Here is a 21,329-nt window from a genome sequence, read left to right as displayed (position 1 = left end):
CGGGGCAACCTGCCGCGCTTTTTAATTTCTGATTCCGTTGTCTGAACCGTTACCACGCCAGGAAGGCGCCGCAATCCTCGTCGGTGTCGACTTCGGGTTGCCTCATTTCGACAGCGAACTTGAAGAACTCGGCCTGCTCGCCCAGACTGCAGGTCTCGTGCCCGCCGCCCGCATCGTCTGCAAACGCAAGGCGCCCGATGCGGCGCTGTTCGTAGGCAGCGGCAAAGCTGCCGAAATTCGCGAACTGGCCGAATTGCATCGCGCCAGCGAAGTCATCTTCGATCAATCCCTGAGTCCTGCGCAGCAGCGCAATCTCGAGAAGCAACTCGAGATTGCGGTCTATGACCGCACCTTCCTGATTCTCGAGATCTTCGCGCAGCGCGCGCGGTCGCACGAAGGGAAGCTGCAGGTCGAACTCGCGAGGCTCCAGTACCTCAGTACGCGCCTCGTTCGGCGCTGGTCTCACCTGGAACGCCAGACCGGCGGCGCGGGCGTTCGCGGCGGCCCTGGCGAAAAGCAGATCGAACTCGACCGTCGAATGATCGGCGAGTCGATCAAGCGCACCCGCGAGCGGTTGACCAAGGTTCAGAAGCAACGCGGTACGCAACGGCGCCAGCGCGAGCGCCGAGAGACCTTCAATATTTCGCTCGTCGGCTATACCAATGCCGGCAAGTCCTCGATCTTCAATGCGATGGTCAAGGCGCGTGCCTACGCGGCCGACCAGTTGTTCGCGACGCTCGACACCACGACCCGGCACCTCTACCTGGGCGACGCAAGACGCGAAGTGTCGATCTCGGACACGGTCGGGTTCATCCGCGATCTGCCTCACGGGCTGGTCGATGCATTCAAGGCGACGCTGCAGGAGGCGGTCGACGCCAATCTGCTGCTGCATGTGGTCGATGCGTCCAATCCGCACCACCCCGAGCAGATGGCCGAGGTCCAGCGGGTGCTCCACGAAATCGGCGCGGGCGATGTTCCGCAATTGCTCGTTTTCAATAAGCTGGACGCTCTTGATTCCGGCCAATACCCCCTGCATCTGCAGGATGAGATCGAAGTCGACGGCGTGCAGGTGCCGCGTATTTTCGTGAGCGCGCACACCGGCGATGGCTTGCCCGCCTTGCGCAGCGAGCTTGCGCGGCGCTCCGGTTCGGTCGTCGACGATGCCATGCCCTTGGGCGCCGGTGCTGAATTGCATGGGGCGGCCGAGTGATTGGGCACAATCCATCCACTGACGAGAGAAGCAAAAACGAATGAATGCAAAGCCAGTGTGGAGCCGTTTTCAGGGCATGTTCAATCTGAACGATGGCCGGTGGGGACGCGGCGACGAGCCATCTTCCAATAACAACGACCGCCCGACCCAGAACCGGCCCGATGCAGATCCGCCGCCGTCGGGCAACGGCAATCGCCCCAAGGGCCAGGGACCGAATCAGGGTCCTCCCGATCTCGACGAACTCTGGCGCGACTTCAACCGCAAGCTCGGTGGGCTTTTCGGTGGTGGGCGCGGTGGCAACCGCGGACCGAGCGGCGGCAGCGGTGGCGGGAATTTCAAGCCCGACATGAAGAACGCCGGCTACGGGATCGGTGTGATCGCCATTGTCGCGGTGCTGATCTGGCTCGGAACCGGCTTCTTCATCGTGAACGAAGGCCAGCAGGCAGTCATCACCCAGTTCGGTCGCTACAAGGCGACCGTCGGCGCTGGTTTCAATTGGCGCATGCCGTACCCGATCCAGCGAAATGAACTCGTGGTCGTCACGCAGATCCGTTCCGCCGACGTGGGGCGCGACAGCATCGTGCGTTCGACGGGCCTGCGCGAATCGGCGATGCTCACCGAAGACGAGAACATCGTTGAAATCAAGTTCGCCGTGCAATATCGCCTGAGCGATGCGCGCGCTTATCTCTACGAAAGCAAGAACCCCGCTGAGACGGTCGTCCAGGTTGCCGAGACGGCCGTGCGCGAGGTTGTGGGCAAGATGAAGATGGATGCCGCGCTGGCCGAAGAGCGTGACCAGATCGCACCGCGCGTGCGGACGCTGATGCAGACCATCCTCGACCGTTACAAAGTCGGCGTCGAGATCGTGAACATCAACCTGCAACAGGGCGGTGTGCGTCCGCCGGAGCAGGTTCAGGCCGCGTTCGACGATGTTCTGAAGGCGGGCCAGGAGCGTGAGCGCGCCAAGAACGAGGCGCAAGCCTATGCCAATGACGTCGTGCCGCGTGCGACGGGTACGGCGTCCCGTCTCAAGGAAGAGTCCGAGGCATACAAGGCACGGATCATTGCGCAGGCGCAAGGCGATGCAGGCCGGTTCGCAGCCGTGCTGGCCGAATACCAGAAGGCGCCACAGGTGACCCGCGACCGCATGTACACCGACGCCATGCAGCAGATCTACAGCAACACGACCAAAGTGCTGATCGACTCGAAGCAGGGCTCGAACCTGCTGTATCTGCCGCTCGACAAGATCATGCAGATGGGCGGCCAGAATGCGGCGCCCGCGCCGGTCGATGCGGCCAGCCCGAATGTCGCCGGTACCGCCCCGTCGCAGTCGTCGGTGATTCCCGTCGCGCCCACGTCCAACGACATGCGTGCACGCGATGGCCGCTCGCGTGATCGCGACGTGCGTTGAGAAAGCCAGAACAATGAACAGAATCGGATTCATCGCATCGACGATCCTCGTGGCGCTCGCCCTGCTGAGTTCCACCCTCTTCGTGGTCGACCAGCGCCAATTCGGCGTGGTCTACGCACTGGGCCAGATCAAGGAAGTGATCACCGAGCCGGGGCTGAACTTCAAGCTGCCGCCGCCGTTCCAGAACGTGTCGTACATCGACAAGCGCTTGCTCACGCTGTCCAGCCTCGAGACCGAGCCCATGCTCACGGCCGAGAAGCAGCGTGTCGTGATCGACTGGTACGTGCGCTGGCGCGTGACCGACCCGTCGGAGTACATCCGCAACGTGGGCCTCGACGAGAGCGCAGGCGCCGTGCAACTGAATCGCGTCGTGCGCAACGCGTTCCAGGAGAACGTCAACAAGCGCACCGTGCGCGACCTGATCTCCGTACGCCGTGAAGCCCTGATGGCCGACGTACAGCGCGAGGTGCTGGCGGTGGTCAAGGGTGCGAAGCCCTGGGGCGTGGATATCGTCGATGTGCGGATCACCCGCGTCGACTATGTCGAAGCCATCACCGAGTCTGTCTATCGCCGCATGGAAGCCGAGCGCAAGCGCGTCGCCAACGAGCTGCGCTCGACCGGTGCGGCCGAGGGCGAAAAGATTCGTGCCGACGCCGACCGCCAACGTGAAGTCACGGTGGCGAACGCCTATCGCGACGCGCAGAAGATCAAGGGCGAAGGCGACGCGCAGGCCGCAGCCTCCTATGCGGAAGCCTTCGGGCGCGACCCCCAGTTCGCCCAGTTCTATCGCAGCCTTGACGCCTACAAGCAGAGCTTCGCGAAGAAGAGCGACGTGCTGGTGGTGGACCCATCGTCGTCCGATTTCTTCCAGGCACTGCGCAGCTCCGGCAGCAACACGGCAGCGCCGCGCCGCTGAACGCGCGTGAGCGCTGATGCCTTCTGGAGCGCGATCGCGCTCGTGCTGGTCATCGAGGGCATCCTGCCTTTCCTGTCGCCCGGCGGCTGGCGCCGTGGCTTCAGCCAGCTGATGCAACTGAGAGACGGCCAACTGCGTTTCTTCGGCCTTTGCAGCATCGTCATCGGCCTCGCATTGCTCTGGTTCGTCGGCTAGCCTGACGCCCGCGTTGCACGCTTTTACCGGTCCGCCTGGCGCGGCCCGGTAGAATCCTGGTTTAACCACGCCCCCGATCCCCATGTCCGCTTGGGTCCTTCCGGATCACATTGCCGATGTGCTGCCTTCCGAGGCGCGTCACATCGAAGAACTTCGCCGTCAGCTGCTCGACACTGCCCGTGGCTATGGCTACGAGCTGGTGATGCCGCCGCTGCTCGAGCACCTTGAATCGCTGCTGTCCGGTACGGGCGAGGCCCTTGGCCTGCAGACTTTCAAGCTGGTCGACCAGTTGTCAGGCCGCACCATGGGCCTGCGTGCCGACACGACACCGCAAGTCGCGCGCATCGATGCGCATCTGCTCAATCGCCAGGGCGTGACGCGTCTTTGCTATTGCGGTCCCGTGCTGCATACGCGCCCCGACCGTCCTCATGCGACACGGGAGCCGCTGCAGTTCGGTGCCGAGATCTACGGCCACGCCGGTCTCGAGGCCGACACCGAAATTCTCCGGCTCGCGCTCGACAGTCTTCACGCCGCCGGCATTGCCGATGGCGCGATCGTCGACATGGCGGACGCGCGCATCGTGCGCTCGCTGTTCGCGGGCGTGCCTGTCGACGCTGCTGCACTGGCGCGCGTGCATGCCGCGCTGGCCGCCAAGGATGCGAGCGAGCTCCGTGCGCTGACCCGTGACTTCCCCGCAGCATCGCGTGAAGGGCTGCTCGCGCTGGTCGAGCTGTATGGCGACGCGTCGGTGCTCGACGAGGCCGAAAAATTATTGAAGCCCATCGCGGCGGCGCAGCAGGCATTGGCCGATCTTCGTTTGCTGGCCTCGCGACTGAGCGGCGCCAAGGTGAGCTTCGATCTGTCGGATCTGCGCGGTTATGCGTATTACAGCGGCATGCGCTTCGGCATCTATGTCGACGGCGCCGCCGATGCGCTGGTGCGCGGCGGCCGGTACGACGAGGTCGGCGCGGTCTTCGGCCGCAACCGGCCGGCGGTCGGCTTCAGCCTGGACGTGCGGGAACTGGTGGGCGTGTTGCCTGCGCAGCCGCTGCGCGCCGCGATCCGTGCGCCCTGGAACGACGACCTCGCGCTCCGCACGGCCATTTCCGGCCTGCGTGCGCGCGGTGAAACCGTGGTCTGCGTGCTGCCGGGCCACGACAGCGAAATCGACGAATTCAACTGTGACCGCGAGCTCGTCGAGCAAGGCGGGCAGTGGAGTGTGCAAGCCATCCGAATCTTGAGAAGCGACAAATCATGAGCGTTACCACAGGCAGAAACGTGGTCGTCGTCGGCACCCAGTGGGGCGACGAAGGCAAGGGCAAACTGGTCGATTGGCTGACCGAAAGCGCCCAGGGCGTGGTCCGCTTCCAGGGCGGCCACAATGCGGGCCACACGCTGGTCATCAACGGCGTCAAGACGGCGTTGCATCTGATCCCCAGCGGGATCATGCGGCCGGGCGTCAAGTGCTATATCGGCAATGGCGTGGTGCTCTCGGCGGCCAAGCTGTTCGAGGAGATCGAAGGGCTCGAGAAGGCTGGCGTCGAAGTGCGTTCGCGCCTGCGCATCAGCGAGGCCTGCCCGCTGATCCTGCCTTTCCATGCCGCGCTGGACATCGCCCGCGAGGCCTACCGCGAAAAGGGTGGCATCGAAAAGATCGGCACCACCGGCCGCGGCATCGGCCCGGCTTACGAGGACAAGATCGCCCGCCGCGCACTGCGCGTGCAGGACCTGAAGCATCCCGAACGTTTCGCAGCCAAGCTGCGCGTTCTGCTCGACCTGCACAACCATGTGCTGACGCAGGTGCTGGCTGCACCGGCCATCGATTTCGACGCCGTCTTCGACGAGGCCATGAAGCATGCCGAGCTGCTCAAGCCGATGATGGCGGACGTCTCGCGCGAGCTCAACGACGCACACCGCAATGGCGCGAACCTGCTGTTCGAAGGCGCGCAGGGCACGCTGCTGGACGTCGATCACGGCACGTATCCGTACGTGACCTCGAGCAATTGCGTGGCCGGCAACGCCGCCGCGGGTTCGGGCGTCGGCCCGGGCATGCTGCACTACATCCTGGGCATCACGAAGGCGTACTGCACGCGTGTCGGCGGTGGCCCGTTCCCGACCGAGCTCGAATGGGAAAAGCCCGGCACGCCGGGCTACCACATGAGCACGATCGGTGCCGAAAAGGGCGTGACGACCGGCCGCAGCCGCCGTTGCGGCTGGTTCGATGCCGCGTTGCTCAAACGCTCGGCGCAGGTCAACGGCCTGTCGGGCCTGTGCATCACCAAGCTCGACGTGCTCGACGGCCTCGAAAAGCTCGAACTCTGCACGGGCTATGAGCTCGACGGCGAGATCACCGACATCCTGCCAATGGGCGCAGACGAGATCGAGCGCTGCACGCCGATCTACGAAACGCTGGAAGGCTGGAGCGAAAGCACGGTCGGCGTGACGCAATACGACAAGCTGCCGGTGAATGCACGGCTGTATCTCCAGCGCATCGAGCAGGTTACCGGCGTGCCGATCCACATGGTGTCGACCAGCCCCGACCGCGATCACACGATCATGATGCGCCATCCCTATTTGGCCGACTAACCAGGAACACACGCCATGTTGACCGAAGACGGCAAGCATCTCTACGTCAGCTACGACGAGTACCACAACCTGATCGAGAAGCTTGCGATCAAGGTGTACCAGTCCGGCTGGCAGTTCGACACGATCCTGTGCCTTGCGCGCGGCGGCATGCGGCCTGGCGATGTGCTGTCGCGCATCTTCGAGAAGCCGCTGGCCATCATGTCGACGAGTTCCTACCGCGCCGACGCCGGCAAGGTGCAGGGCCATCTCGACATCGCGCGCTACATCACGACGCCCAAGGGCGAGATCGCGGGCAAGGTCCTGCTGGTCGACGATCTGGCGGATTCCGGTCATACGCTGCACGCCGTGATCGACATGCTGCGCAACAACTACGCGCCGATCACCGAACTGCGCAGCGCAGTGATCTGGACCAAGGCCCTGTCGACCTTCACGCCGGACTATTCGGTCGAGTACCTCGAGACCAATCCTTGGATTCACCAGCCGTTCGAGGGTTACGACAGCATGGGTGCCGAAAAGCTGCTGAAGAAGTGGTCGGTGTGAGGTCGTCTTCGGGCCTCGCGATGCTCTAGCATCGCGGCATGCGCAAGCCCATCACCGATCTCATTCACCACTCCTACGTTCCCCCCGCCACCTTTGCCGCGCCGCAGCCCGGCGTGTACAAGGCGTCGACGGTCTTCTTCGTCGATGTGGCCGCCATGCGCGCGCGCGACTGGAAGACCAAGGCCGGCTACACCTACGGCCTGCACGGAACCCCGACCACCTTCACCCTCGAAGAGCGGCTCGCATCGCTGGAAGGCGGTACGGCCGCGCTGCTGGTGCCGAGCGGTTTGGCAGCGATCTCCCTGGTCGCGTTTGCGTTGCTGAAGAGCGGCGACGAAGTACTCATTCCCGACAATGCCTACGGCCCCAACAAGGCACTGGCAACCGGCGAACTGGCGAATTTCGGCATCACGCACCGGCTCTACGACGCCATGGATCCGGCCGATCTTGCGGCCAAGCTGTCCGAGCGCACGCGCCTGGTCTGGCTCGAGGCCGCCGGTTCCGTGACGATGGAGTTCCCGGATCTGCCGACGCTCGTCAAGCTGTGCCGCGACCGTGGCGTGGTGACTGCGCTCGACAACACCTGGGGTGCCGGGCTCGCATTTCCTGCGTTTGACCTGGGCAATGGATGGGGCGTCGATATCTCGGCGCACGCGCTCACCAAGTACCCGAGCGGGGGGGGCGACGTGCTCATGGGCAGTGTCGTCACGCGCGACGATCGCTTGCACAACGCGCTCAAGCTCACGCACATGCGGATGGGCTTCGGTGTGGGCGCCAACGATGCCGAGTCGCTGCTGCGTTCGCTGCCAAGCATTGCGCTGCGCTATGCGGCGCACGACCGCAGTGCGCGTGCGCTGGCGCGCTGGTTCGAGGACCGCGAAGAGATCGCCCAGGTGCTGCATCCCGCATTGCCTGGATCTCCTGGCCATGCGAACTGGCGGCGGTTGTGCGCTGGAGATTCGTCCGCAAGCGAAGGCCTGGCCGCCGGCTTGTTTTCCGTCGTGTTCGACGAGCGCTACAGCGCTGACCAGGTCGACCGCTTCTGCGACAGCCTGCAGCTGTTCCGCCTTGGCTATTCGTGGGGCGGGCCGATCAGCCTCGTCGTCCCGTACGACATCGGACTGATGCGCGATGCGAGTGTCGCGCGCTGGCCGCATCGCGGCACGCTGGTGCGCTTTTCGGTGGGGCTGGAGGCCGTCGGCGACCTTCAGGCCGACCTCGAACAGGCGCTCGCCGCGCTCTGATCCTCGACGGTTATCGCGTACAGTCAGAGCAAGTACAGTCACTCGGACTGTTTCGCACAAGGAGAAGCAGTGGCAGCACCCAATTACGGCTACGAGAAGCGCCAGAAGGAACTGGCCAAGAAGAAGAAGAAAGAAGAGAAGCTGCGTGACAAGGCCATGCGCAAGCTCAGCCCGAGCGCCGACGGGCTGGCGCCTGGCGATCCGGAAACAGATGTCGCGTCGCTGGAGCGCGATCCGCCGACTGTCCCCGATCTGCCGACCAAGAACGGTTGAACGGCAAGCCCCCTGAAAGAGCCGCTGCCTGCATCTGCAGGGAGCGGCTTTTCTTTTGCCGCAGCGCTTTCGATACGCCGGTCTTCAGCGGCCGAGCAGCTTGCGCAGTTCGGGCCAGACGTTGTCCAGCATGCGCGGCTGCGCCGTCGCGATGGGGTGGATGCGGTCGGCCTGGAACAGCGTCGCGGCATCGGGTCCATCGGCCACACCGCGCAGCAGGAACGGCACCACCGCAGCCTTGGTTGCCGTGGCCACATCGAGGAACATCGCCTGGAAACGCCGCAGGTAATCACTGCCGTAGTTCGGTGGTACCTGGATGCCGACGATCAGCACCTTCGCGCCTGCGGCCTGCGCCGCACGGGTCATCTGCGTGAGGTTGTCCTCGGTGTTCTTGATCGGCAGGCCGCGCAGTGCGTCGTTGGCGCCGAGCTCGATCAGGACATGCGTCGGTTTGTGCTGCGCGAGCAGGGCGGGCAGCCGCGCGCGACCGCCGGAACTGGTGTCGCCGCTGATGCTCGCATTCACGACTTGCGCGTCGATCTTCTGTTCCGCGATCCTTTTCTGCATCAAGGGCACCCAGCCCTCGCCGCGCTTCAGCCCGTATTCCGCCGACAGCGAGTCGCCGACCACCAGGATCACCGCAGGTGTGCCGGCCTGCTTCTGTGCCCAGGCGGGCGCGGGCATCGCCGATAAACCTGATAACCCCGTGACGCCGAGCCATCCGGCCGCCAAGATAAAGTGACGCCGATTCACCATGCAAAACCTTTCAATGTCCCAAGCTCCATCCGATGCCATCGTTGCCGTTGATCATGTCTTCAAATCGGTCACCGATTCCACCGGTACGCTGGACATTCTGAGGGACATCGATTTCACCCTGGGCGCGCGGGAGACTGCGGCCATCGTCGGCGCTTCGGGTTCGGGCAAGAGCACGCTGCTGTCGATCATCGCGGGGTTGGACACGCCGACGCGCGGCACCGTCAAGCTCGCCGGCAGCGACCTCTTCGCCATCGACGAGGACGATCGGGCCGCCCTGCGAGCCCAGAAGGTTGGCTTCGTGTTCCAGAGCTTCCAGTTGCTCGCCAACCTGAGCGCACTCGAAAACGTCATGCTGCCGCTCGAACTCGCAGACCGCAAGGACGCACGCAAGGCCGCCACCGAGATGCTCGGCCGTGTCGGGCTGGGCCAGCGGCTCGGGCACTACCCGAAGGTGCTGTCGGGCGGCGAGCAGCAGCGCGTCGCGCTCGCGCGGGCCTTCGTCGTGCAGCCGGCTTTGCTGCTCGCCGACGAGCCCACCGGCAGCCTCGACTTCGCCACCGGCGAGCAGGTCATGAAGCTGATGTTCGATCTCAACCGCGAACTCGGCACGACGCTCGTTCTGGTCACCCATGACCGAGGCATCGCGGCGCAATGCGAACGCCGGATCACGATCGAGGCAGGCCGCATCGCGCGGGACGAGCGAAGCGTCTGACGCCGCGGCGCTCCGGCGCCGGGCCGCGGGGATAATCGACGGATGTCTTCCCCCAAAGTGATATTCGGCTTCCATGCCGTCGGCGTGCGCATCAAGACCGCGCCGGCATCGGTGATCGAGGTCTTGTTCGACGCGAGCCGGCGCGATGCGCGCATGAAACAGTTCATGGCGCGTGCCCAGGAGGCCGGCGTCCGGCTGGTCGAAGCCGACGGTGCGCGGCTGTCCAAGCTCAGCGGCAGCCACGGCCACCAGGGCGTCGCGGCGCGGGTCGAACCCATCGCGCAGACGCATTCGCTGGACGAGCTGCTCGAGGGCCTCGAAGCCACCGACACCATGCCGCTGCTGCTGGTGCTCGACGGCGTCACCGACCCGCACAATCTCGGCGCCTGCCTGCGCGTGGCCGACGGCGCCGGCGCTCATGCCGTGATTGCGCCGAAGGACCATGCGGCCGGCATCAACGCCACGGTCGCCAAGGTGGCGAGCGGCGCCGCCGAGACGGTGCCGTATTTCATGGTGACCAACCTGGCTCGTACGCTGGGTGAACTCAAGGAACGCAGCATCTGGTGCATCGGGACCAGCGACGACGCGCCGCGCACGCTGTATCAAAGCGATTTGAAGCGTCCACTGGCACTGGTGCTCGGCGCCGAAGGCGCAGGCATGCGCCAGCTGACCCGCAAGAGCTGCGACGAGCTGGTCGGCATCCCGATGCTGGGCGCGGTCGAAAGCCTCAACGTCTCCGTGGCCAGCGGTGTCTGCCTCTACGAGGCGATGCGGCAGCGTATCGGCTGACCCGCGCTTTCAGAGGCGCCTGGCGCTACCTGGTGGCGCCGATCAGGCGTCCAGCCAGGGTGAGCCCTCGGCTGCCGTGGCGGTGAGCATGTCGGCCTCATTGGCGCCCAGCGCTTCCGCCAGCGCGCGGCGGGCCAGTTCAGGCCGGTTGTTCTGTTCGCTCAGATGGGCGGCGACCACATGGCGCAGCCCGGCATGGTGTACCGCACGCGCGATGGCGCCGGCAGCGGCATTCGACAGATGCCCATAGTTGCCACCCACGCGATGCTTCAGGAAGGCAGGGTAGGCCGAAGTCGCGAGCATGTCGGTGTCGTGATTGCATTCGAGCAGCAACGCGTCCAGGCCCATCAGATGATTCAGCACGTGGGGCGTGGCATGGCCGAGATCGGTCAGGATGCCGATCGTGCGGTCACCATCGGTGCAGCGCAGTTGCAGCGGTTCCTTGGCATCGTGGGGCACGGTGAAGGGCTGGACCGTGATGTCGCCGGCCTGGATATCCATGCCGTCGCGCGCCAGCTGCAGCTGGCCTTCGAAGTCGCGGCCACCGGTGGCGAGCCATGTGCCCTCGCTCATCCAGACGGGGATATGGTCCCGTCGCGCCACGGCATGGGCGCAGCCGATGTGATCGCCATGCTCATGCGTGATGAAGATGGCATCGATGTCCGATGCGCAAAGCCCGGCGCGCGCCAGCCTTGCGTCGAGGTGCCGCAGCGTGAAGCCGCAGTCGATCAGCAGCCGCGAGGTGCGGCCACCGCTGCTGGCTTCGACCAGCGTGGCATTGCCGGTACTGCCGCTGCCCAGACTGCGGAAGCGCAGCATCCCCGGAGACGCTCAGGACACCAGGGCTGCGGCGGATCGAGCCCTACTTGAGGTCATCCGCAATGACCTTCACGATGCGTTGCGCGTTTTCCGTGTTGTCGGGTGCACCGGCCTCGTTGAGTACCGACACGGTCGTGCTTTCGCCCTGGCTCTTGACGAGGATGCGGAACTTCAGTGGCGTGTCGTTGGGGTTCGTCTTCCCGAAGCTGAAGATCTTCGAGAACAGGCCGGCTTCCTTCTTGTCGGGGTTCGGCGTCACGTAGCGCACGAAATACGTGCCTGCCGCGCGGTCGCGGTCTTCCACGGTGAAGCCGGTGCGATCGAGCGCAAGACCGACACGGCGCCATGCGCGCTCGAAGCCTTCGCTCATCTGCACGACCGGCTGGCCGCCCACCGTCGCGACGCGCGAGGTCTGCGCAGGCGCGGCGCTCGCGACCAGCGCCGTGGCCTGTTGTTGCGACACGCCGAGCCGGACCATCAGGCGGCGCAGGAACTCGGTCTCGAGTTCCGGGTCGCTCGGACGTGGCTGCCAGACGGTCTGGTCCTTGGTGGAGTTGCTGTAGACCTCTTCCATGCCGCGATGGCTCACGTAGATCTCGGTGCCGTTCGGCGTGCGTTCCAGCCGCGTGCGGAAGCGGTCGAGTTCGCCGGTGGAGTAGATCGAGTCGAGCAGCTTGCCGACGGCGCCGCGGATGATGTCCTGCGGCAGCTTGGCGCGGTTCTCGGCCCAGTCGGTTTCCATGATGCCGAGATTGCGCTGGTCGAGCGTCAGCAGGAAGCCGCTTTCGAGCCAGAAGTCGCGCACCGGGTCCCACAGCTGTTCCGCGGGGCGATTCACCACCAGCCAGCGCTGCGAGCCGGAGCGTTCCATGCGCACGTCGCCGATCGACGATGCGGCGGTCGGCACGCTGGGCGCCGCGGCCGCGCCGGCCTGCATGCTGTTCGCGGACACGGCCTTGCCGGGGACGACGTAGCGGCTGTCGCGCGACAGCTGGGTCAGGTCCGGCGGCACTTCGAGTGTGGGTGCCTTAGCGCCGCTGGCGCTCTTGTAATCAATCTTGTCGCCCTCGAACACCGAGCAGGCAGCCAGGCTGGCGGCAACCAGTGCCAACAGCGTAAATCGCAAATAAGTCTTCAACGTCTCTTCCTCAGTGGAATGGTTCGGTCAAGCATGGGCCACCTTGGCCCACAGCGTCGCTGTGTCGGAGCCTGCGTGAGGCAAAAGGTTGCCATTCACCGCACGCGCTGACGTAAAGATTGGGTTTCAGCCGGTGAGCAGGCCGCTCGCACGCAGCGCCGCCTCGACCACCGGACGGCTGCCCTCAGACAACGGCGTCAGCGGCAAGCGCAGCGCACCGCCGCACAGGCCCATGCGCGCCATCGCCCATTTGACGGGGATCGGATTCGGCTCGACGAAAAGATGGCGATGCAGCGGCATCAGCTCGAACTGGATGCGCATCGCGGTGGCGACGTCGCCGGCGATGGCCGCCATGCACAGTTCGTGCATCTTGCGTGGCGCAACGTTGGCCGTCACGCTGATGTTGCCCTGGCCACCGCAGAGCATGAGCGCCACGGCCGTCGGATCGTCGCCGGAATACACGCCGAAGTGCGCCGGCAGCTCGCGGATGAGCCATTGCGCCCGCTCGATGTTGCCGGTCGCTTCCTTGATGCCGATGATCCCGGGCACCTGCGCCAGGCGCAGCACGGTGTCGTGCGCCATATCGGCGACGGTTCGGCCGGGGACGTTGTAGAGCACCACGGGCAGGTCGCCGACGGCCTCGGCGATCGCCTTGAAATGCAGGTACTGGCCTTCCTGCGTCGGCTTGTTGTAGTAGGGCACGACCTGCAATTGCGAATCGGCGCCCACGCCCTTCGCGAACTTGGCGAGTTCGATCGCTTCCTTGGTGGAATTGGCGCCACAGCCGGCCATCACGGGCACGCGCCCCGCCGCCTGTTCCACCGAGACGCGGATGATCTCGCAGTGCTCTTCGACGTCGACCGTCGGCGATTCGCCGGTGGTTCCCACCACGCCGAGGCAATCCGTGCCTTCGGCGATGTGCCAATCGATCAGCCGGCGCAGGGCTGGATAGTCGACGCTGCCATCCTCATGCATGGGGGTGGCGAGCGCAACGATGCTGCCTTTCAGTTGCTCCAAGGGACTCTCTTTGCGGTTAGCCGAAAAGCAGCCATTCTACTGACTGGACAAGTCACGATTCCAGACGGTGGCGGGCGCCGGGTCCGGCCTCGCGCACGGCGGCGATCCGCTGCACGAAGCGCGGCGGCGTCTCCAGGTAGCCGTCTTCGTAGCCGATGACGTGCAGTCCGGCGCAGGCAGCCAGCAATTCGCCCGGCTGGAGAAGGAAATCCGGACGCGACGGCTTGCCGACCGTCTCGTTGCCCGCGGCGAAGGTCTCGTACAGCAGCACGCCGCCCGATGCGAGCGCCGCGACGATGTCTGGCAGCCTCGCTCGCCAGAGGTAGTTGGTCACCACCACGAGGTCGAACGGCTCGCTGGCAAAGGGCCAGGGCCCGTTCTCGATGTCGGCGAGCACCGTCCGTCCGAACGCCGCGGCGCTGCGCAACGCCTCTTCGGCGCGGTCAACACCGGTCACGGGATGGCCGCGCTCGGCCAGCCAGCGCATGTGCCGCCCCGAGCCGCAGGCGACGTCGAGTGCCGAGCCGCCTGGGCGCGCCAGGTGCGACCACCGCACCACCCAGGGCGATGGGGCCAATGCCATGTGCGTGGTCGGTGGGGTGTTCAGAAGCATGACCACATCTGGTCGATCAGCGTGACGAGGAAGGACGGGCGGGTGTACAGCGCGAACACGCCCGCGAGCACGGCCGCGGCAAGCAAGCCGCCGGCCGTGCGAATGAGAAGGGGACGCGCATCGCGGTGCATCAGCGTTCCATCACGCCGGCCGAGGCGCCATCCGCACGATCGCGCTCTCCTTGACCGGCAGGTTGATCAGCGCGGCGAACACGCCCAGTGCGATCGCGATGTACCAGACGATGTCGTAGCTGCCCGTGCGGTCGTACAGCACGCCGCCGAGCCAGACGCCCAGGAACGAGCCCACCTGGTGCCCGAGGAACACGAAGCCGCTGAGCATCGACAGATGCGCCACGCCGAAGATCTGTGCCACCAGCGCGTTGGTCGCCGGCACCGTCGACAGCCAGAGGAAGCCGATCACCGCGGCGAACACATACACGGTCAGCGGTGAGATCGGCAGCGTGATGAAGAGGGCGATCGCGATCGCACGGCTGAGGTAGATCGCGGCAAGGATCTTTCGCTTGGCCAGCCGCTGCCCGAGCGAGCCCACGAGATAGGTGCCGAAGATGTTGAACAGGCCGATCAGCGCCAGCGCGTAGCTCGCGACTTGCGGCGACAGGCCCTTGTCGCGCAGGTAGCTGGGCATGTGCACGCCGATGAACGCGAGCTGGAAGCCGCAGACGAAATAACCCGCCACCAGGAGGCAGAAGCTCGGGTAGTTGAAGGCCTCCATCATGGCCTGGGTCATGGATTGCTCGCGCGATACGCCTGCGGTGGCCCGCCTGGGCTCGCGCAGCCCGAAGGCCAGCGGCACGATGAGCAGCGCCACGACCGCCAGGATCAGCAGCGCGTTGTGCCAGCCGAACTGCATGATCAGCTGTCCCTCGACCGGCACCATCAGGAACTGTCCGAACGAGCCGGCCGCTGCCGCGACGCCCATCGCCCATGAACGCCGCTCCGCCGGCAACTGCCGGCCGATCACTCCGTAGATCACTGCATAGGTGGTGCCGGCCTGCGCCGCGCCGATCAGCACCCCGGCGGTCAACGCGAACAGCACCGGTGTCGGCGACAGTGCCATGCCGACCAATCCGAGCGCGTAGCAGGCGGCGCCGATCAGCAGCACGCGGAACGCGCCCAGCTTGTCGGCCAGCATGCCCGCGAAGACACCCATCACGCCCCACGACAGGTTCTGGATCGCGATCGCGAACGAAAAGGTCTGGCGCGACCAGCCCTGTTCCTGCGTGATCGGCTGCAGCCAGAGACCGAAACCGTGGCGAATGCCCATGGACAGCGTCACGATCAGCGCGCCGCAGAGCAGCACCTGTCGCATCGAAAGAGGAGCGGGAGAAGTCATCCTTTGACTTTAGCCAATGCGCCGGCCCGCCAACGCGGGGAAATCCAGTGCATTGTTGCTATTGGCGGCGGATGTTGATGCGTCGTCGGCATCAATGAGCGGCCAGGATATTGGCCCGCCGCATGCTTGCAACCTTCCGCGCTGTATACGTATCCAGTTGTTCTCTTCTTCCTCACTACAATCCGCGCCCATGGCGACTCCTCCCAAGATATCTTCCACTCCGCCCGCTTACTCGGAAGGCTCGATCCGGGTGCTCAAGGGCCTCGAGCCCGTCAAGCAGCGGCCGGGCATGTACACCCGAACCGACAACCCCCTGCACATCATTCAAGAGGTGCTGGACAACGCCGCCGACGAGGCGCTCGCCGGTCACGGCAAGAAGATCAAGGTCGTCCTTCATGCGGACGGCTCGGTCAGCGTCGAGGACGACGGCCGCGGCATTCCCTTCGGCCTGCATCCTGAAGAAAAGGCGCCCGTCGTCGAACTCGTCTTCACCCGGCTGCACGCGGGCGGCAAGTTCGACAAGGGCTCGGGCGGTGCCTACAGCTTCTCGGGCGGCCTGCACGGCGTGGGCGTGAGCGTGACCAACGCGCTGTCCACGCGGCTCGAAGTCACCTCCTACCGCGAAGGCTCGGTGGCGCATCTGGCGTTCTCGGGCGGCGACGTGATCGAGGCGCTGAAGATCCGTCGGCAGGAAAGCGCAGCAGGCGCCGCCGACGGCGCGCGCGACCGCAAGCAGGGCACCACGGTGCGGGCCTGGCCCGATGCCAAGTACTTCGAATCGAGCACGCTGCCGCTGAACGAACTGACGCACCTGCTGCGCAGCAAGGCCGTGCTGATGCCGGGCGTGACCGTGACGCTCGTCAACGAGAAGACCAAGGACACGCAGCAGTGGCTCTACAAGGGCGGCCTGCGCGACTACCTGATGCAGACGCTGCACGGCGAGCCCGTGATCCCGCTGTTCGAGGGCGCCGGCCATGCCGACCGGAACGCCGACAACTTCGCCGAAGGCGAGGGCGCCGACTGGTGCGTGGCCTTCACCGAAGACGGCCAGCCGGTGCGCGAGAGCTACGTCAACCTGATTCCGACCAGCGCCGGCGGCACGCACGAGAGCGGCCTGCGCGACGGGCTGTTCAACGCCGTCAAGAGCTTCATCGAGCTCCATTCACTGCTGCCCAAGGGCGTGAAGCTGCTGCCCGAAGACGTGTTCGCCCGCGCGTCCTACGTGCTGAGCGCCAAGGTGCTCGATCCGCAGTTCCAGGGCCAGATCAAGGAGCGCCTGAACTCGCGCGACGCGGTGCGGCTGGTGTCGAGCTTCGTGCGCCCGGCGCTTGAACTCTGGCTCAACCAGCACGTCGACTACGGCAGGAAGCTGGCCGAACTCGCGATCAAGGCGGCCCAGACCCGCCAGAAGGCCGGCCAGAAGGTCGAGAAGCGCAAGGGCTCCGGCGTGGCCGTGCTGCCCGGCAAGCTGACCGATTGCGAGAGCAAGGACATCAGCCACAACGAGGTCTTCCTGGTCGAGGGCGACTCGGCCGGCGGCAGCGCCAAGATGGGCCGCGACAAGGAGTCGCAGGCCGTTCTGCCGTTGCGCGGCAAGGTGCTCAACACCTGGGAGGTCGAGCGCGACCGGCTCTTCGCCAACACCGAAATCCACGACATCTCGGTCGCCATCGGCGTCGATCCGCATGGCCCGAACGACACGCCCGACATGAGCGGCCTGCGCTACGGCAAGGTCTGCATCCTCAGCGATGCGGACGTCGACGGCTCGCACATTCAGGTGCTTCTGCTCACATTGTTTTTCCGGCATTTTCCGAAGCTGATCGACGCCGGCCACGTGTACGTCGCCAAGCCGCCGCTGTACCGCGTCGACGCGCCGGCACGCGGCAAGAAGCCCGCCTCGAAGGTCTATGCGCTGGACGAGGGCGAACTTGTCGCCACGCTCGACAAGCTGCGCAAGGACGGCGTCAAGGAAGGCGCCTGGAGCATCAGCCGCTTCAAGGGCCTGGGCGAAATGAGCGCGGAACAACTCTGGGAAACGACGCTCAATCCGGATACGCGCCGCCTGCTGCAGATCGGCCTGGGCCGCCTGGCCTTCGGCGAAACCGAGGGCGAGATCACCAAGCTGATGGGCAAGGGGGAAGCGGCTGCGCGGCGCGAGCTCATGGAGATCCGCGCCGACGACATCGAAGTGGACGTCTGAGTCCAGCCGCCACCTGACCTGAGACGCCAGACCCGAACATGCCGATGCTGCGCCATCTTCGACCCGTGCTCGCGAGCCTGTTGCTGCTCGCGGCGCAGTCGTGGGCGCATGCGGCCGACATCTTCGGCTACGTCGATGCGCAAGGCGTGGCGCATTTCGCCGCCGAGAAACTCGACGAGCGCTACCAGCTGTTCTTCCGCGGCGGGCAGAGCTTCGACACCGAGAACGGCGTCGCACCGCTGGGCCGCGGCCTGTCCGTCGCGCCCGGACCGGCCGGCGTTCCGCCCGCGGCGCAGACCCTGATGGCGCTGTTCGAGTCATCGCCGAGCTACAAGGTCGCCAAGTCGGCGCTTCAGGAAGCCTCGAAGCGCAACGACATCGACTACGAACTGCTGCAGGCGCTGGTGGCGACCGAATCCGGCTTCGACACGCATGCGGTCTCGCCCAAGGGCGCGCTCGGGCTGATGCAGCTGATGCCGGACACCGCGCAGCGCTACGGCGTGCGCGGCGACCGACGCGCCAGCCTCGAGAAGAAGCTGTTCGACCCGGTCGTCAACATCGCGGCCGGCGCGCGCTACCTGGGCGACCTGATGGCGCTGTTCGAGGGCGAGATCGAGCTCGCCCTGGCCGCCTACAACGCCGGCGAAGGTGCGGTGCAGCGCGCCGGCAACCGCATTCCCAACTACCGCGAGACGCAGAACTACGTGAAGACCGTGCTTCAGCTCTACGCCTACCTCAAGCCGACGGCATCGTCCGCGGGCCGTGGCGCGCCCGGCCGCGTGCACATGGAGCTCGCGGCGCCGCAGGGCGGCGCCATCGGGCGCGGCAACATGCCTGCGGCTGCCGGCCAGCGCCCCGTGCTGCCGCCGGCGCCATCGACCGACACATCGCCCGCTGCCGACACGGCGCGGGCCACCGAATAGAACCGACCCCGACGAGACCATGGACGATTCCCAACCAACGCTCGACCTGAGCCCACCTGACCCGAACCGCCTGACGCTGGCCGACTATGCGCAGACCGCCTACCTCGAATACGCGCTGAGCGTGGTCAAGGGCCGCGCGCTGCCCGACGTGAGCGACGGCCAGAAGCCGGTGCAGCGCCGCATCCTGTACTCGATGGCCCGCATGGGCCTGGGCTTCGGCGGCACCAACGGCACGGTCGGCGCCAAGCCGGTGAAGAGCGCGCGCGTGGTCGGCGACGTGCTCGGCCGCTTCCATCCGCACAGCGACCAGGCCGCGTATGACGCGCTGGTGCGCATGGCGCAGGACTTCAGCCAGCGCTATCCGCTGGTCGATGGCCAGGGCAACTTCGGCAGCCGCGACGGCGATGGCGCCGCGGCGATGCGCTACACCGAGGCGCGGCTGTCGCGCATCACCGGCCTGCTGCTCGACGAGATCGACGAAGGCACGGTCGACTTCATCCCCAACTACGACGGCAGCACCGAAGAGCCGCGTCTGCTGCCCGCGCGCCTGCCCTTCGTGCTGTTGAACGGCGCCAGCGGCATCGCGGTCGGCCTGGCCACCGAGATACCGAGCCACAACCTGCGCGAGATCGCCGACGCCTGCGTGGCGCTGATCAAGTCGAACGGCAAGCTGGCCGACGAGGAGCTGCTGCAGATCGTGCCCGGCCCCGACTATCCGGGCGGCGCCCAGATCATCAGCAGCACCACCGACATCGCCGACGCCTACCGCACCGGCCGCGGCTCGCTCAAGGTGCGGGCGCGCTGGACCATCGAGGACCTCGCGCGCGGCCAGTGGCAACTGGTGGTCAACGAGCTGCCGCCGGGCGTCAGCACGCAGAAGGTGCTGGAGGAGATCGAGGAGATCACCAACCCGAAGGTCAAGGCCGGCAAGAAGGCGCTGTCGACCGAGCAGAGCAACCTCAAGGCGGCGCTGCTGTCGGTGCTCGACGTGGTGCGCGACGAGTCGAGCAAGGACGCAGCCGTGCGGCTGGTGTTCGAACCCAAGACCTCGCGCATCAGCCAGGAAGAGTTCATCACCACGCTGCTCGCGCAGACCTCGCTGGAAACCTCGTCGCCGATCAACATGACGATGGTCGGCATCGACGGCAAGCCGGTGCAGAAGTCGCTGCGCCAGATGCTCAACGAGTGGATCGCGTTCCGCGAGATCACGGTCGAGAAGCGCTCGCGGCACCGGCTGAACAAGGTGCTCGACCGCATCCACATCCTCGAAGGCCGGCAGCTCGTGCTGCTGAACATCGACGAGGTGATCGCGATCATCCGCGCGGCCGACGACCCGAAGGCGGCGCTGATCGCGCGCTTCAACCTGAGCGAGCGGCAGGCCGAGGACATCCTCGAGATCCGGCTGCGGCAGCTCGCCCGGCTGGAGGCGATCAAGATCGAGCAGGAGCTCAAGGGCCTGCGCGACGAACAGAAGAAGCTCGAGGACATCCTCGCCAGCCCGGCCGCACTGCGCCGTGTGCTGGTCAAGGAGATCGAGACCGATGCGAAGACCTTCGAGGACACGCGCCGCACGCTGATCCAGGCCGAGAAGCGCGCCGTCTCCGAGATCAAGGTGCTCGACGAGCCCGTCACCGTGATCGTGTCGCAGAAGGGCTGGGTGCGCACGCAGAAGGGCTGGGCCAGCGAGAAGGCCGCGGCCGGTACGCCGGTCGAATACAGCTTCAAGTCGGGTGACACGCTGTACGGCGCTTTCGAGTGCCGCACGGTCGACACGCTGCTGGTCTTCGGCACCGCCAAGGACAAGGGCGTGCGCGTCTACACGGTGCCGGTCGCGTCGCTGCCCGGCGGGCGTGGCGATGGCCAGCCGCTGACCACATTGATCGACCTCGACAGCGGCACGCAGGTGGCGCATTGCTTTGCCGGTCCGGTCGGCGCGAGCCTGCTGTTGTCGAACACCGGCGGCTACGGCTTCATCGCCTCGGTCGAGAACATGATGTCGCGCCATCGCGGCGGCAAGGCCTTCATCGACGTGGGCGAGGGCGAGCAGATGTGCCAGCCTTCATTGGTCGGCGGCGCTGGCGGTGCGGAGCCGCTGGCCGCGGCCACACACGTTGCGTGCGCATCGACGGGCGGCCGCATCCTGACCTTCGACATCGCCGAGCTCAAGGCGTTGCCGAAGGGCGGGCGCGGGCTCACGCTGATCGACCTGGAGCCGAAGGACACGCTGGCCGGCGCTGCGGCCTATACGCGCAGCGTGCGCATCGACGGCATCGGCCGCGGCGGCAAGGAGCGCGACGAGACGCTGGAGATCCGCACGCTCAACAACGCGCGCGGCAATCGGGCCCGCAAGGGCAAGGCGGCCGACCTCGGCTTCAAGCCGACGCGCATCGTGCGGGTGCAGTGACCATGAACGCATTCGACCTCAGCACGCTCGGCGTGGTGATCGCAACGCTGACGGGCCTCGGCAGCTTCTTCCTGGGGCGACGACTGAGCAGGCGCCGTACGGAAAAGCGCATGGCCAAGGAGCGTGCCACGGCGCAGGCCAGCGAAAGCCGGCAGGTACGGCGCGCGCGGGAGCGCAAAGGATCGCGCTGAGGCGGCGGCGCCTTGGCGTTGGAGGCGTGCACGCAGCAC

22 protein-coding genes are annotated in these 21,329 nt (G+C 66.1%); 15 read left to right on the top strand and 7 right to left on the bottom strand.

The features are described from left to right. The first annotated feature begins 37 nt into the window (after positions 1-37). From hflX to AC07PZ_RS26525, 9 genes are all read left to right on the top strand, one after another. Positions 38-1,210, top strand: coding sequence for a GTPase HflX (gene hflX, locus AC07PZ_RS26565; protein ID WP_495298159.1), 1,173 nt, complete (start codon positions 38-40; stop codon positions 1,208-1,210). A gap of 76 nt (positions 1,211-1,286) precedes the next feature. Next, entirely contained in the window at positions 1,287-2,621 is a 1,335-nt protein-coding gene (gene hflK, locus AC07PZ_RS26560) for an FtsH protease activity modulator HflK (RefSeq protein ID WP_495298176.1), read from the top strand. Positions 2,622-2,634: 13 nt separating this feature from the next. Further along, positions 2,635-3,537, top strand: a complete 903-nt coding sequence (hflC, locus tag AC07PZ_RS26555) for a protease modulator HflC (RefSeq protein WP_495298158.1) — start codon at positions 2,635-2,637, stop codon at positions 3,535-3,537. A 6-nt stretch (positions 3,538-3,543) separates the two neighbouring features. Then, entirely contained in the window at positions 3,544-3,732 is a 189-nt protein-coding gene (locus tag AC07PZ_RS26550; protein WP_495298157.1) for a DUF2065 domain-containing protein, read from the top strand. 82 nt (positions 3,733-3,814) lie between these two features. Beyond that, positions 3,815-4,990, top strand: coding sequence for an ATP phosphoribosyltransferase regulatory subunit (locus tag AC07PZ_RS26545; RefSeq protein WP_495298156.1), 1,176 nt, complete (start codon positions 3,815-3,817; stop codon positions 4,988-4,990). After that, a complete protein-coding gene (locus tag AC07PZ_RS26540; protein ID WP_495298155.1) occupies positions 4,987-6,318 on the top strand; it encodes an adenylosuccinate synthase in 1,332 nt (443 codons plus the stop codon). The genes AC07PZ_RS26545 and AC07PZ_RS26540 overlap by 4 nt, the downstream gene beginning before the upstream one ends. A gap of 15 nt (positions 6,319-6,333) precedes the next feature. Then, positions 6,334-6,858 carry a phosphoribosyltransferase gene (locus tag AC07PZ_RS26535; protein ID WP_495298154.1) on the top strand — a complete coding sequence of 175 codons (525 nt, stop codon included), beginning with the start codon at positions 6,334-6,336 and terminating at the stop codon, positions 6,856-6,858. Between the two features lie 38 nt (positions 6,859-6,896). After that, positions 6,897-8,102: a PLP-dependent transferase gene (locus AC07PZ_RS26530; protein ID WP_495298153.1), complete on the top strand. Its 1,206-nt coding sequence runs from the start codon at positions 6,897-6,899 to the stop codon at positions 8,100-8,102. Positions 8,103-8,171: 69 nt separating this feature from the next. Then, on the top strand, positions 8,172-8,375 hold the full coding sequence (locus tag AC07PZ_RS26525) for a hypothetical protein (RefSeq protein WP_495298152.1): 204 nt from the start codon (positions 8,172-8,174) through the stop codon (positions 8,373-8,375). Positions 8,376-8,459: 84 nt separating this feature from the next. On the opposite strand, the gene AC07PZ_RS26520 is transcribed toward AC07PZ_RS26525, so the two are convergent. Continuing rightward, positions 8,460-9,131 (bottom strand): arylesterase, encoded by a 672-nt coding sequence (locus AC07PZ_RS26520; RefSeq protein ID WP_495298151.1) that lies wholly within the window; start codon positions 9,129-9,131, stop codon positions 8,460-8,462. A 13-nt stretch (positions 9,132-9,144) separates the two neighbouring features. Here AC07PZ_RS26520 and AC07PZ_RS26515 point away from each other — a divergent pair, with 13 nt between their 5' ends. Beyond that, complete coding sequence (locus AC07PZ_RS26515) at positions 9,145-9,843, top strand: ABC transporter ATP-binding protein (RefSeq protein ID WP_495298150.1); 699 nt, start codon at positions 9,145-9,147, stop codon at positions 9,841-9,843. Between the two features lie 42 nt (positions 9,844-9,885). Beyond that, a complete protein-coding gene (rlmB, locus tag AC07PZ_RS26510) occupies positions 9,886-10,632 on the top strand; it encodes a 23S rRNA (guanosine(2251)-2'-O)-methyltransferase RlmB (protein WP_495298149.1) in 747 nt (248 codons plus the stop codon). Positions 10,633-10,674: 42 nt separating this feature from the next. Here rlmB and AC07PZ_RS26505 read toward each other — a convergent pair whose 3' ends face one another. The 6 genes from AC07PZ_RS26505 to AC07PZ_RS26480 all read right to left on the bottom strand — a co-directional run bounded on the left by AC07PZ_RS26505 (position 10,675) and on the right by AC07PZ_RS26480 (position 15,572). Further along, complete coding sequence (locus tag AC07PZ_RS26505) at positions 10,675-11,451, bottom strand: MBL fold metallo-hydrolase (RefSeq protein WP_495298148.1); 777 nt, start codon at positions 11,449-11,451, stop codon at positions 10,675-10,677. 43 nt (positions 11,452-11,494) lie between these two features. After that, on the bottom strand, positions 11,495-12,589 hold the full coding sequence (gene bamC / locus AC07PZ_RS26500) for an NlpB/DapX family lipoprotein (RefSeq protein ID WP_495298147.1): 1,095 nt from the start codon (positions 12,587-12,589) through the stop codon (positions 11,495-11,497). A gap of 126 nt (positions 12,590-12,715) precedes the next feature. Further along, positions 12,716-13,606, bottom strand: a complete 891-nt coding sequence (gene dapA, locus AC07PZ_RS26495) for a 4-hydroxy-tetrahydrodipicolinate synthase (RefSeq protein ID WP_495298146.1) — start codon at positions 13,604-13,606, stop codon at positions 12,716-12,718. Positions 13,607-13,658: 52 nt separating this feature from the next. Further along, positions 13,659-14,219, bottom strand: coding sequence for a class I SAM-dependent methyltransferase (locus AC07PZ_RS26490; protein ID WP_495298145.1), 561 nt, complete (start codon positions 14,217-14,219; stop codon positions 13,659-13,661). Next, a complete protein-coding gene (locus tag AC07PZ_RS26485) occupies positions 14,210-14,350 on the bottom strand; it encodes a hypothetical protein (RefSeq protein WP_495298144.1) in 141 nt (46 codons plus the stop codon). Before AC07PZ_RS26485 ends, AC07PZ_RS26490 begins: the two co-directional genes overlap by 10 nt. A gap of 10 nt (positions 14,351-14,360) precedes the next feature. Next, complete coding sequence (locus tag AC07PZ_RS26480; protein ID WP_495298143.1) at positions 14,361-15,572, bottom strand: MFS transporter; 1,212 nt, start codon at positions 15,570-15,572, stop codon at positions 14,361-14,363. A 190-nt stretch (positions 15,573-15,762) separates the two neighbouring features. On the opposite strand from AC07PZ_RS26480, the gene AC07PZ_RS26475 reads away from it, so the two are divergent. The 4 genes from AC07PZ_RS26475 to AC07PZ_RS26460 are packed head-to-tail and all read left to right on the top strand — an operon-like array spanning position 15,763 to position 21,290. Then, a complete protein-coding gene (locus tag AC07PZ_RS26475; RefSeq protein WP_495298142.1) occupies positions 15,763-17,772 on the top strand; it encodes a DNA topoisomerase IV subunit B in 2,010 nt (669 codons plus the stop codon). Positions 17,773-17,810: 38 nt separating this feature from the next. Next, positions 17,811-18,695 carry a lytic transglycosylase domain-containing protein gene (locus AC07PZ_RS26470; protein WP_495298141.1) on the top strand — a complete coding sequence of 295 codons (885 nt, stop codon included), beginning with the start codon at positions 17,811-17,813 and terminating at the stop codon, positions 18,693-18,695. Between the two features lie 19 nt (positions 18,696-18,714). Then, positions 18,715-21,099 (top strand): DNA topoisomerase IV subunit A, encoded by a 2,385-nt coding sequence (parC, locus tag AC07PZ_RS26465; protein ID WP_495298140.1) that lies wholly within the window; start codon positions 18,715-18,717, stop codon positions 21,097-21,099. A 2-nt stretch (positions 21,100-21,101) separates the two neighbouring features. Then, on the top strand, positions 21,102-21,290 hold the full coding sequence (locus tag AC07PZ_RS26460; RefSeq protein ID WP_495298139.1) for a hypothetical protein: 189 nt from the start codon (positions 21,102-21,104) through the stop codon (positions 21,288-21,290). The last annotated feature ends 39 nt before the right edge of the window (positions 21,291-21,329 follow it).

This window comes from Variovorax sp. GW821-FHT10B04, from assembly GCF_059415645.1.
Note: the sequence above shows the minus strand (reverse complement) of the source record. Positions and strands in the feature narration are given on the sequence as shown.

Bases quoted from the DNA above. Each gene is read 5' to 3' on its own strand.
- hflK (WP_495298176.1), top strand. From the start codon at position 1,287: ATGTTCAATCTGAACGATGGCCGGTGGGGACGCGGCGACGAGCCATCT.
- hflC (WP_495298158.1), top strand. From the start codon at position 2,635: ATGAACAGAATCGGATTCATCGCATCGACGATCCTCGTGGCGCTCGCC.
- AC07PZ_RS26545 (WP_495298156.1), top strand. From the start codon at position 3,815: ATGTCCGCTTGGGTCCTTCCGGATCACATTGCCGATGTGCTGCCTTCC.
- AC07PZ_RS26540 (WP_495298155.1), top strand. From the start codon at position 4,987: ATGAGCGTTACCACAGGCAGAAACGTGGTCGTCGTCGGCACCCAGTGG.
- AC07PZ_RS26535 (WP_495298154.1), top strand. From the start codon at position 6,334: ATGTTGACCGAAGACGGCAAGCATCTCTACGTCAGCTACGACGAGTAC.
- AC07PZ_RS26530 (WP_495298153.1), top strand. From the start codon at position 6,897: ATGCGCAAGCCCATCACCGATCTCATTCACCACTCCTACGTTCCCCCC.
- AC07PZ_RS26520 (WP_495298151.1), bottom strand. From the start codon at position 9,131: ATGGTGAATCGGCGTCACTTTATCTTGGCGGCCGGATGGCTCGGCGTC.
- AC07PZ_RS26515 (WP_495298150.1), top strand. From the start codon at position 9,145: ATGTCCCAAGCTCCATCCGATGCCATCGTTGCCGTTGATCATGTCTTC.
- rlmB (WP_495298149.1), top strand. From the start codon at position 9,886: ATGTCTTCCCCCAAAGTGATATTCGGCTTCCATGCCGTCGGCGTGCGC.
- AC07PZ_RS26505 (WP_495298148.1), bottom strand. From the start codon at position 11,451: ATGCTGCGCTTCCGCAGTCTGGGCAGCGGCAGTACCGGCAATGCCACG.
- AC07PZ_RS26490 (WP_495298145.1), bottom strand. From the start codon at position 14,219: ATGCTTCTGAACACCCCACCGACCACGCACATGGCATTGGCCCCATCG.
- AC07PZ_RS26485 (WP_495298144.1), bottom strand. From the start codon at position 14,350: ATGCACCGCGATGCGCGTCCCCTTCTCATTCGCACGGCCGGCGGCTTG.
- AC07PZ_RS26480 (WP_495298143.1), bottom strand. From the start codon at position 15,572: ATGACTTCTCCCGCTCCTCTTTCGATGCGACAGGTGCTGCTCTGCGGC.
- AC07PZ_RS26475 (WP_495298142.1), top strand. From the start codon at position 15,763: ATGGCGACTCCTCCCAAGATATCTTCCACTCCGCCCGCTTACTCGGAA.
- AC07PZ_RS26470 (WP_495298141.1), top strand. From the start codon at position 17,811: ATGCCGATGCTGCGCCATCTTCGACCCGTGCTCGCGAGCCTGTTGCTG.
- parC (WP_495298140.1), top strand. From the start codon at position 18,715: ATGGACGATTCCCAACCAACGCTCGACCTGAGCCCACCTGACCCGAAC.
- AC07PZ_RS26460 (WP_495298139.1), top strand. From the start codon at position 21,102: ATGAACGCATTCGACCTCAGCACGCTCGGCGTGGTGATCGCAACGCTG.